The sequence below is a fragment of the Pseudochryseolinea flava genome (genome assembly GCF_003286915.1).
GTDB classification, from domain to species: domain Bacteria; phylum Bacteroidota; class Bacteroidia; order Cytophagales; family Cyclobacteriaceae; genus Ohtaekwangia; species Ohtaekwangia flava.
Window position 1 is genome coordinate 190,797 of record NZ_QMFY01000002.1, and the last position, 12,767, is coordinate 203,563.

The following is a 12,767-nucleotide window of genomic DNA, read 5'->3' on the forward strand; positions in this document are numbered from 1 at the left end:
CTGATGAAATATTTTATATTCATACTACTCGTCATTTTTACTGGAACCTACGCGGCTTCGCAGACATATCCAGTTCAGGTTAATGCACAGGTGGTAGCACCGTTCAGTCCATATCTTTCTGATTACACGCTACCCGGCGCGCAAAAGTTCCTTGTAAACATCCTGTTGAAAGATCCTACGCTGCCCGAGTACCAAGCAAAACTTCGGCTCACCATTGAAGGCGTCGGCATCACGATTCGCACGAAATCCTCGTACGTGCCGCCACCACTCGTACTACCAGGAGGTGGAATACCATTGGTTCTATATGGCGAAGACATTGCTGATTATTTCGCTCCAGCGAACCTCGACTTTGCAGGAATAACGCGAAGTCAATACGAACGTGGTGCAAAACTCCCTGAAGGTGTGTATCGCTTTACCATTGAAGTACTCGACTACAATCGGGGAACGGCTGTCAGTAACAAAGGTACATCAGTCGCTTGGATTATTTTAAATGATCCTCCACTGCTAAACCTACCGCGAAAGGATGCAAAACTTGAAATCATTGATCCTACCAATATCATATTCAATTGGACGCCACGCCACACGGCATCACCTAACGCAGCGTTTACCACAACGTATTTATTCAAGTTAATTGAGATCTGGCCACTCAATAGAAACCCCTACGATGCGATACTCACGCAGCCACCACTGTATGAAACCGAAACGAATGCATCTCAGATATTGTATGGTCCAGCGGAGCCCGCACTTATCCCTGGAAGGAAGTATGCCTGGCAACTACAAGCGCGTGACGAAGAGGGCAGAGATCTTTTCAAGAACCAAGGTAAAAGCGAAGTTTTTGTATTTCAATTTGGTGACGCACTAGGACTTCCTGAAAATCTCCGCTTGCAAACTGCAAACCCATCTTCACTTGTAGTGCGTTGGGACCAAACCGTCGCTGGAGCTGATGCCATCACTTACCGTGTTCGGTATCGCCCAGCCAATAAAGCTGACGGGCCTTGGTATGAAGAAACTACGGAAGAACAATGGAGAACAATCGGTTCTCTCCTACCGGACACTGAGTATGAAATGCAAGTGCGCGCGGAACAAAACGTCCAGCTCACTGAGTACTCCCCTTCAAAGATCTTCAAAACAAAGTCTGCTGGGGCGAACGACTTTTCATGCAGTAGCGACATTCAACCTCCACCACAACCTACAACCATCCAACCATTATTTAAATTGGGTATCAACGACACAATCCGCGCGGGAGGTTATGATGTTGTTGTGCGCAAGGTATCAGGCGCTAACGGAACTTATACAGGAGAAGGAGTCGCGATTGTACCGTGGTTCATGTCAGCGAAAGTTCGCGTCACCTTCGATAAGATTGGCGTGAATGAACAATACTGGCTTACCAGTGGTACCATTAAAAGCGTGTGGGATGCGAATAGCAAATTCCTAATCAAAGACGAAAAGAAAACAGATCCGTCGAAAGCCCCTGATGTTGGCGATCAGTCGGTGAACATTGTACAGACCGAAACATTAATCAAGATCGAAAACGGCCTGATTGTATCCGTCACTAAAAATGAAGATGGTGAAGTTGTCGTTGAAACGTCGTCTGGAGAAACCAAAGTGGTCCCCAAGGGACAAAGTGCATCTGTGGTTGACGCTGCGGGCAACGGATATATTGTAGATAAAGAAGGTAACATTGCAAAGACCACAGCGGAAACAGCGATGGCTGCGTACGAAAAAAGTCAACGCAATTATAACATGCAGCTGGTCTTCGCGCCAGGCACCGGCAAATTTGGATTCGATGAAAAGAAACTAGACGCACTCTCCTCGTACTACCAACAACTTCAAGATGGTTCATTCATCCCCTGGAAAGCAGTCTCATCGTCTAAGCATGACGGTGTGGACGCCATTCTACGGGGAATGGAAATCGACAGTAAAAAAGTTCGTTTTGAAGTCAGCGGCGAAGGCGTTACGCCACAGCAATCTACGGATTCACAATTCTCACTTTCGTTGCTTGGTAAAGTTGAAGGAACAGAAGAAGAACTTGTCGCGTACTTCCAACCCAACGACACGGCAAAACAACAAGTAATCGGAAAACTCAACCTCACCAGTTACGACAAGATCACAAAGAATATTGTGATCGTGCCGGTGAATATGGATCTCCCGGTCGGACTATCCGCGCCGATCGTGAAATCCGCTCTCGACGGCATCTTCGAACAAGCCGTAGCCTACTGGCAAGTGAGTACAGCCAATCGCGTTAACGTTACCTTCGATCAGACTTTTGATGACGGCGAAAGTGGATTGCTTAGCAATTACACCGCCGATATGAAAAAAGTTATCGCTGCTTACGGTCAGTTGCAAGACGAAACATACTACCTCTTCCTGATTAAAGATCAAACACGCAGCGGCGCTAGCGCTCTAGGATACATGCCGCGCAGTAAACAAGCAGGATTTATTTTCACCACCAACCATAACGATGATGCCACCAAGATCATCCGCACCATGGCGCACGAACTTGGACATGGTGTATTTAACTTGAAACACACATTCAGCGAGTTCCCTGCTCTATCGAAAGGAATAACGAAGGAAAATTTAATGGACTATCCCAACGGGGACAAGTTGTATAAATATCAATGGGATTATATCCACGATCCTCAAAAGGTAATCGCATTGTTTGAAGATGATGAGGAGGGGGAATCATATGGACCTAGTGCCGGCATTCCTGATATATGGAGAAATACTGATAAAACTGTCCATTTCGTAGCGCCGAACAAAAAAATTATTAGACTGCCAAAGGAAACACTTAGTGCTTATTTTTCATTTGGAATTGGTGATTTCAAGGACCAGCCTCTTCTACCGTCGGGAATGCTAACTGGCTTTAGCATACTTGAAGGAAAAGATACGGTACGGTACAAAGCTTCCTTTTCAGGCAATAAGTTCCTGGGATATACAAACAAGTTGAACCAATATGCCAAGGTTCTTGCCAAACAGAACAATACAGAAGCTGATGCTGCCGTGATTCAACTGCCTTACAGTGCAGGATTTAAGATATTTAGACTGAAAGGAGTCCCCTATTCTTATCTGACTTCCGGACAAGTCGATGAAAGTTTTATTGACTTGACAGATGTGGCATCTGCCAATCTCAATGCAGCTTCCTGGCAAGAGCTTAGTTCACATGATTTCTCAAAAGGGCAGGTCGAGTCCGGCATATCGTCATCTTCCATTAACCCTGAGTATACCGATCTGCTAAATGATGTTGATCACAACAAATTCAATCAGCAGTATCTACTCATCTGCAAAATTATGGAGTTCAGGACAGTTTATCCTGACGTGTACGACCGCATGACGGTGTCGTTTAATAATTGGACTGACATCAGTGTGTGGAGCTCGACCCTATTCAATGATGTACTCAACTTAACCCCCGAAAATGCAGCACTCGTTGTATTGAACAAAGAGAAAGCGAATATCACAGCTGGCTACTTCGATTATCTCTGCCGGAAAAATGAGTGGTATGATACTAAAAACAAAGAAGAGCTTTTGGTTCTTTTTCTGCAGGAGTTTCAAAATCTGATCAAATACAACCTGAAGAAATATGATGATAAGATCAAGATACTGATGGAAACTGCCGTCCTGCCTTGTGACGCAGGTGAGGTATACGTCATTGTCAACAAGATGTCTCCTGAAGACATTGTCAACGTGGTGAGCGTTATGTCGGTGGATGATCTGAGCTTACTTTGCCCTAAAGTCAGATCACGTCTCATCGCCACCGTTCTCGATAATTTTATTGTCAGTGAACCTTATGAAAAAACCATCTACAAACTTTTGTGGACTTGTCCGGCTGGTGCCTCCAGAGGATTATTCCTGGAGACATTGGCAGAAACGAAAAATGCCGATCAGGAATATATCCTGGGGACACTGGTATCTGCTGTAGACGATGAAACACTATTCATGGGAGAGAATTACAACACCATGATCATGAATTTTATCATCAAGGCATATGGTAATGTAATTTCATCCAAATCTGCATTCGCTACAAAAAATATTAAACCGATCACCGAGCTGGACATCAGCGATGTAAGTGCTTTGAGTGAAGAACAACTGGTGAGTCTGATGAACACCATCGTGACTTACAACTACCAGGGTTTTACCAAACGATTATTCAAGGAAGTCTTAAAATCAATTTGTTCGATTTGCGTCATGGCAACGTCAGATGATTTCCAATACGATACCAAGTCGGTGGCATCGTTCGATGAAAAGACAAATCAGATAGGTTTCAGCAACAAAACGGTTTCTGGTTTCATTACGGTAAGCTCTTCGAAAGAAGTTAAATATCACCCGCTCTCCCCTATTATCCTGGATGACAAAGCAAAACTTTTGGATGTATACGCTACTTCGGGAGGATATTATGTACCGGCTATCATGTTGTACTTCCTGGAGAAAAAAGCTGATGCAAAAACAACCGTCGATGCTGTTCAGACCACTTTCGATATTGCTTCACTGGCAATTCCCGGTGGACAAGCTACGCTCGCACTTAAGCTCCTGAATTATGCAGACAAAGTAAGCGCAGTATCAAGTCTTGTCGGCAGTTATACCGAAACAGATTATCCAAATTTCGCAAAAGTAATGAACCTTACTTCAGGTGTGCTTGGTGTAGGCAATCTCACAGGAGGTTTTGTATACGCAAAGCTAAACAAACTTGACAACATCAAGAGCTCGATGGACCTGATCGATAAATCGGAAGATGTGATCAGTGCGGCAGGCCACGAAAGCAAGCTCACAGGCTTGTGCGACAAGATTGATCTGATGAATGATCCAACGAAGATCGATCCGGATCTCGCCGCCGTTCTGAACAGCACCGGAAAAGAAAAGCAAACATTGATCGACATCCTGGAGATGGAGAGAAAAACAGCGGATGCTGCCGGCAAAACAAATCTGGCAAATCGTCTTGAAGGTGCCGTCAGTAAAATAAGAGCTACGGCCAAGGGTGTTAAAATCGTAAAATCAACAAGACTTCAGAATTTATTTGAAGTGATGTCTAAGCGCTTCACGTTCCTCGCCAACGACGGTGACAAGATTTATGCGAACGCAGCAAAGACAAAACAACTGGCGCATATACAGGATGGAGAAATTGTAATGGATCGTCTGGATGACATCCAGGACCTCGGCGACAATGCGCGACTGGAGGAATCCATTAGTGATGCGCTCTATATGGAACAAAAAGGTGGTCAGCTTACAGAACATTCTGATGACATCCTGATCTTCGACGACAATGGTACACTCAAATGTCTGACGGGAACAAACTGTTTTGTTGCCAATACTTTAGTGGCTACACGTACAGGATCAAAAGTTATCCAGCAGATCGAAATTGGCGATGAGGTACTGAGCTATAACGAGAAACAAAAACAATCGGGATGGAATAAGGTCACCAAGTTGTTCAGTAAAACAGCAAACAAGCTGAACCGTCTGATCGTTGGAAAAGATACATTGTTCACCACACCGGAGCATAAATTCATGACAGCAAAAGGTTGGGTGAAAGCTGCAGTGCTCTCCGCAGGGATGATGCTGCAAACACAGTCTGGTTTTGCTGAACTCGCATCTAACCAAAGCATTGATAGCGCTGCCACCGTTTACAATTTCACGGTTGAGCAGAATCACACGTATCATGTCGGCCATCAACAGATCGTTACGCACAACAAATGCGAAGAGCTGGGTGATATCCTCAAGCAGTTCGACAAGAAAACACAGGCCGCCTTTGTTAATGACTTCAAGAAAAACAAAGCGCTGTTGGATAAATTCACGAGCGGTGAATACAGTCCTGTAGCATGGCAGCTTATTCACAAAATGGATCCGTCACTTTCGAAGAGCGAAGACTGGATCAAGAGTCTTACTAACCTCGCCAAAAAAGACCCTGCGATTCTGGATGACCTTAAAGATCCTGTGCTCTTCAATGCATGGGTAGATCTTAGAAACAATCCCGATAATGCCTGGAAAGTTTATGATACGTTCAAGGAGGCTGGCAAGCTTTCGGATAATTTCAAAAGTTATATCAAGAGCAAATTCTTTAACGAAATCATGCAGAAGGGAAAGGACTTCGAAGACTTTGTGAAAAATTCGCTGCTAAATCATGCAGATCCGATCTGGAAAACATTGAATTTGAATCCCAAAGATTACCGTGTATTTGAACAGGTTCAAATGAAGACCGGGAATCTGGTAGATGCCAAGGGAAATATCTACGAAAAAGCAGCAGACGTTCCTAAAGGTGTAGATACCCGAGATGAGTATTTTGTCGCGGATTTTGTTCTCGTTAAAACGAAGAAAAATGTGGCGGGGAACGCCACTCTTGATTTCCAAAATTCCATTATTCTAGAAACCAAGTTAAGTCTTTCAACAGACTTGACGGACCGTCAATTAAATGCAGTGTCAAATATTAAGTCAGGGAACAAGTCATTTACTGTCCGAGGTAATCCTTTTCATGGAGAATCAGAAAGTCTTCTTGCGAATGATTTCTTAAAGGTACACAGCAATGGCGCTGGAGGAGTGGTTTCGGGCGCCAGATCCCTAATAAAAGAATAAACGATATGTTCTTAACAGAATTTTTAAAAGAAATAGAATTGAATTTTTCATTCCTGAAAGACTATGGATTTGCACAGCAAAAAGTCGATCCATCACTAAGCAGATATATCTGGTTCGAAAAACATTCTAGCTCCGAAGGATTCAAATTAATGTTTCACTGGACGCAGTATGGTGAAAAGTTCTATATCAAAGAAGTGAGAGCAGAAAAGAGATTCAACACCGTGGAGTCTGAAATAGCACGCACGCTATCTCGCAAAACAGAAGACCTGTATACAATCAATCTGATGCCGGACCTGGAAACGATACCGAAAGAATTAGATCCCAAGATGACATCGGCAGGAATCGAATCAACTATTCTAAATAAAGATCACCTTATTGAATTCGCCTCCTTTTTCAAAAAATTCTACCAAGAACATGTTACTCTATTTTTCAAAAGATACAGTGATTTATCTGCCGTCAACGCAGAACTGGCGATCCTTCTGGAACGGCAAGAGATTCAGACGCTCCTTACATCGGTTGCGAATTCGACCATGTTAAGATTCTATTGTATTGCTGCATTGTATAATAATGTAGAAATGCTTGACTTCATGAGCAAAGTGTATTTCCCATACCTGGAGGAAAACATTCACGAAAATGTGGAGAAAACTGAAAGTGAGCGATTCAAAGTACTTATGCAAAACCTGAGACAATCGTGAAAGGATCAATAAAAATCATATTCTCATTCCTGATAAGCCTCTTGTCTCTGGATTCTTTCGGACAGGCCCCTCAGCAATTGATCGGCGTTTACTTTGCTGAACTTCGAAGTGGCAACAATCCGTCCATCCCGAAACAAATTTCATACAGTGAAAATGCAAACGCATCACTGAAAGCAATCACACCGTATCTCAAAGACACGGCTACCATTGTTCGCGCGAGAGCCTACACCCTAACAAACCTGGCTGGTGCAAATGCAAAAAACGAAACAGCGCGCACCACCGCTGTGCTTCAGCTTATTTCTGCTTGTCGTGATAAAGACGCGGGTAATGTCGGACAAGCGATGGATTATCTCAAGACATTTCGACCAGCAGACTTTAATACCGTGGCATGCGACAGCATGAGAAAACTTTTTCGCGACCGACCTGCGCACTATGACAAACTGATCCAACTCATCGGATTTGTCGATATGCCCGACATGAAAGAACTGATCAGAACGTACACGCGACCAGGAACACCCCGCGATATCCGTTGGTCAGCCATTATTTCATTAGTGAGAATGAATGACAACGACGCACTCTACGAAATGATGTCAAGGGTGCAGAATGTTACCCTAAACAACGATGTCGTCTATGAAATTTTCCCGGATTTAGTATACACACGCCATCGCATGGCGATCACTTACCTGGTCAACGTAATGCGAAGCGATGAAAAAAACTGCATGACGGCCGATGCAGAACGTGAAGTCGCAATCCCTTGCGGATATCGTATCATGGAAATGCTCGCTCCTGCTATCGAAAATTACCCACTTCAATTAGATGAAAGTGGTGACGTGATAACAAAAGATTATGTAAAAGCCTTGCAGACCGTACGCGAATGGTTTTCAAAAAATCCATCCTATGTGATCCGCAAAGATACTTATTGACATGAATGCCATGATAAAACGTTTCGCGCTAATTCTACTGACTTGCATGTTGTTGGCTAACGTTGCCACGGCTACCGATCCCAATGACTCATTGCGCGCAGTCAATAGTGCTGCCATCACACAAGCTGACGCCGAAGCGTTATTACATCGCACTTTCAGTGGACTCGATCTTCCGACATCTCTTGCACCAGTCGACCCGATCGTACTTCCGCCACTCCTACTGGCTGACTCCATCATCGAAAAACGTAACCGTGCACATTCGCTCTTTGAAAAAGTACAAAGTGGTCAGCGCTTCCTCGAATCACTTGATGCCCTTAGCGAAGTAGATCTTCCTATCGGCATTGTTAAATCTGGTGGCGCGGTCGACTATATGATTATTATTGATCGTATCAACTTCACTCGGGAAGGCGCCATGATGGATGTGTTCGTATCGCTTGCACTTCCGCAAACTGGTGACCGCATTGCTTTTAATGGTAAGATTCCACTTTCAAAATCCGGAGGCATCGCTGGAACAGCGAAAGTCATGCTGCTGGGCGACCATCACATCAGTCTTGGCTCATCTCTATTTACCATCAAAGGCACCAATCAAACTTATGTTGAATTTGATTGCAATGGATTTAAAGGAGCGAGTCTCGACGCACTCATTCAATTCTCGCGCGATCTCATCATCCCTGAAGACGCGAAGGGAAATCAAGTCAAAGGAGAAGAACGTGTTAAAGTAAATTTCACCACGTACGTTCAAAGTCTCAACGACTTAATGATTGGTGTTAGTATACCCGCTTTCCAAGTGAAGGGATTGAATGGCGTTGGTTTTACGATCACAAAAGCATTCATGGATTGGAGTGACATTGCCAATCCACCAGGCCTTTCTTTTCCCGCAGACTATGTCTCACCGTTTAGTGATGAACCGAATTTATGGCGAGGCTTTTTCTTGCAGCGTCTTGAAATGCGCTTACCCAAAGCTTTCACCAAAAATCGCGCTGACAGCACACGCGTAATGCTTGGCGCCGAGAACATGATCATCGACGACCAAGGGTTCACTGGAAAATTCTTTGGCGATAACTTGGTGCAAGCAGGTGATATGAGCGGATGGAGCTATACACTTGATCATTTAGCAATAGAACTTGTTACAAATCAAGTGCAAGGTTTTGAGTTAGAAGGAAAAATTTCGGTCCCTGTCATTAAAACTAAAGAGGGTACACCAACACAATTTGGTTATGTTGCACAGCGTGGCGCCGATGGCAATTATCTTTTTGCAGTGAGCGTTCAGAATGAATTAAAGTTTCCACTTTTCGTTGCTGATCTCAACCTATACAAGGGGTCTACTATTGTAATCAAAGAGCGCAATAACAAGTTCTACCCGTCGGCAACACTCAATGGTGAATTGGCAATCAAAGTCGCGGGCAAAGGTCCGAAAGCAAATTTTAGCAGCATCAAATTCGAAGGATTGCTCATCAGCACCGAAGCACCACACTTTGATATAAAAGCCGTTGGCTTCGGCAAAGAAGGCGCATCACAATCCGTATCAAAATATCCGCTCGTGATCAACAACATCATGCTTAAGCGCGAAGCTGAGCGTGTTGGAATCGGGTTTGATGTGACGATCAACATCGGCGGTAAAGAAGAAGAAGAAGGATTTGGAGGAACTGCTGCACTGACCGTGTGGGGTAAGCGAGATGCTACACCCGGTGGTGGTGGATCAGGTGACTGGAGCTTCGACAAGGTTGAACTGAGTGGTATTGGTATAAACTTCAAGAAACCAGGTGTTGTTGAGATTGCTGGCATGATTCGTTTCTTTGAAGATGACCCTACTTACGGTGATGGCTTCAAGGGATCTGTATCTGGAAAAATTCAAGTGATCTCTTTGCAGATCGAAGCCATGTTCGGCAAGACACCCGAGTACCGTTATTGGTATGCTGATGCGTTAGTGGAATTTGAAAATGGTATTCCGCTCGCGCCTGGTTTTTCTGCTTATGGATTTGGCGGTGGCTTCTATTCGAAGATGAAACAAAGTACCGATGGATCTGGTAGCACGCTTGGCGCAACTACCTCTGGATTAATTTACGTTCCTGACGAGAACACCATTGGTATAAAAGCTATTGTTAAGTTCGGCGCAACGCCAAGCAAAGCACCATACAACGGTGATGTTATGCTAGAAGTGATACTGAACCGTCACGGCGGAATAAACTCAGTGACCTTCTCGGGAAATATTGTTGTGATGTCTCCTGCGCTTCCAGGTGGCGCTGATAAAATAAAAGAGATGGCTAAATCTGCACTCGGCGGTGTCGGTGAAAAGGGTGTTGGCAAATTAATGAAAGCATTAGAAGGTCAAATTTCCGCGAGTGTAAAAATTCTGTTCGATAATGTGAACGATGTATTCCATGCCAACATGGAAATGTACATCAACGTCGCTGGTGGAATCATCAAAGGTGTTGGCAGTGGTAACCGCGCAGGATGGGCCGTGATGCACTTTGCTAAAGATGAATGGTATGTACACATTGGTACACCTAACGATCCTGTGGGGTTAGAACTTCTGTGGCTTTTGAAGGTTCGAAGCTATTTTATGCTTGGACAAAATTTACCTGATAGTCCACAACTACCGCCACAAATTTCAGAAATCCTTGGCGTTACAAGTGAAGACCTGGATTATATGCGCGACTTACGTGCTGCGGAATCAGGCACCGGTTTCGCTTTCGGTATTCACATGAACATGGACACTGGCGACTTGCGTTTCCTCATGTTCTACGCGCGCTTTGCAGCCGGTATAGGCACAGACTTCATGATCAAAAATTATGGAGACAAATATCACTGCGCCGGCTCTGATGAGCCGATTGGTATCAATGGTTGGTTTGCGAATGGGCAAGCATATGCCTATGTACAAGGAAAAATAGGAATCAAAGTGAAGCTTCGCTTCTACCGTGGTAAGTTCGACATTTTGAGCATTGGTGCAGCGGCCGTCTTGCAAGCCAAAGGCCCTAATCCTTTTTGGATGAGAGGTATTGTTGGCGGTCGTTATAGTATTCTCGGGGGACTCGTAAAAGGTAATTGCAAATTTGAAGTAACACTCGGAAAGAACTGTACAATTGTTGGTGAAAGTAATCCACTAGAAGACGTCGACCTGATTGCCGAAGTAAGTCCGGTGAAGGGATTAAAAGATGTTGATGTCTTCAATGCGCCGCAAGCAGCTTTCAACATACCTATCGGAGAAGTTTTTCAAATCACGGACATTGAAGGACGCAGGCGATCATTCCGTGGACAGCTCGTTGGCTTCAAAGTAACGGAGGGCACCAATGTTATTCCCGGTAAACTAAGATGGAATGAAGAGCAAGACGTTGTTGCGTTTGACGCACACGATGTTTTTCCGTCACAAAAAGAAATCAAAGTATCAGTCAAGTTGACGTTTCAAGAGCTTACTAGTGGAGAATGGAAACCATTGGTGTTCGACGGAAAGGTGGTTGAGGAAGTAAAAGAAACTGCGTTCACAACAGGTGTCGCTCCTGATTATATTCCGGAATCTAATATTGTTCTATCATACCCGCTTAAAGGACAAGCTAATTTTCACGTTAAAGAATACAACCAGGGATTCATTCAACTGAAACAAGGTCAGGCCGAATTGTTCAAAGTGAACGCAGATTGGATCCAAAAATTACAAATGCACAATGATGGATCTCCAGTTGTCGAAGGCGATTTTTCATACGATGAAATACAACGGCGAATATCATTTGATATTCCAGGTGCCTTAGAAAAGTCAAAAATTTACGCATTTGAGATCCTGAATATACCAAGACGAAGTACGATTGTGGACGCAAATGTACAACAAGTGGAAACTCAAATTGAAGGTTATGATAGCAGTGCCGTGCTCACAACGAAACAAATTGAGGGCGAGTTAAAAAGTCTGGAGGTAAAATCAATCTACTCGAGCGTTTTCCGCACCAGTAAATACAACACCTTCAACGAAAAAATGACTAACATGAGTCTTGGCTCTGGAACTAGAATTCCTGTAGCACCAGACATTTTTCAATTAGCGGGGTATATAAAAGGAGACGAACTTTGGGATAAGGCAGAGCTTGACGGATTAATGAATGCCGAAAAGTTAATTCAATTTGAAGCTGTGCTTACCGGAAATGACTGGTATGAAAAATATGTATTCCCTTTAGTATACGATGGATATCCGTTGCTTGGTAAAATGACATTGAGCAAACGCCACAACATACTGCTTACAGGCATTCCTCCTTTGAAGGATATCTACACAGAAAACGTTAAAGAAAAACTATACATTGATGCTGAAGGGCGATCTATCAACGATCAACCTTTCACCATGGAATATCTGGTATACAATCTTGGAGAGTCAGTGTATTGGGATTATAAGGACTTGCAGCTTCAAGTCGTCAACTACATTGTAGATCACCCTCTTTCCAATTCTATTAGGTTTCAAAAATTTCTAACGGATCCAGTTCCATACTTAAGGTACGGTCCATACAGATTTAAAGTAAAATATGTGATTCCTGGTATCAATAGAAGTAATAGCTCCTATGATTGGCAGCTCTTCAACATAAATCCTGACTACGATAAAGAATGACCGTAGCCCCAG

The 12,767-nt window shown here is 43.8% G+C and carries 4 protein-coding genes; all 4 read left to right on the forward strand.

Annotated features, from left to right (window positions below):
- Positions 1-3: 3 nt before the first annotated feature.
- The 4 genes from DQQ10_RS06155 to DQQ10_RS06170 are packed head-to-tail and all read left to right on the forward strand — an operon-like array spanning position 4 to position 12,755.
- Positions 4-6,558: a polymorphic toxin-type HINT domain-containing protein gene (locus DQQ10_RS06155; RefSeq protein WP_112745954.1), complete on the forward strand. Its 6,555-nt coding sequence runs from the start codon at positions 4-6 to the stop codon at positions 6,556-6,558.
- Positions 6,559-6,563: 5 nt separating this feature from the next.
- Positions 6,564-7,253 carry a hypothetical protein gene (locus tag DQQ10_RS06160; RefSeq protein ID WP_112745955.1) on the forward strand — a complete coding sequence of 230 codons (690 nt, stop codon included), beginning with the start codon at positions 6,564-6,566 and terminating at the stop codon, positions 7,251-7,253.
- A complete protein-coding gene (locus DQQ10_RS06165) occupies positions 7,250-8,176 on the forward strand; it encodes a hypothetical protein (RefSeq protein WP_133259552.1) in 927 nt (308 codons plus the stop codon). Before DQQ10_RS06160 ends, DQQ10_RS06165 begins: the two co-directional genes overlap by 4 nt.
- Positions 8,177-8,186: 10 nt before the next feature.
- Positions 8,187-12,755, forward strand: a complete 4,569-nt coding sequence (locus tag DQQ10_RS06170; RefSeq protein WP_133259553.1) for a hypothetical protein — start codon at positions 8,187-8,189, stop codon at positions 12,753-12,755.
- The last annotated feature ends 12 nt before the right edge of the window (positions 12,756-12,767 follow it).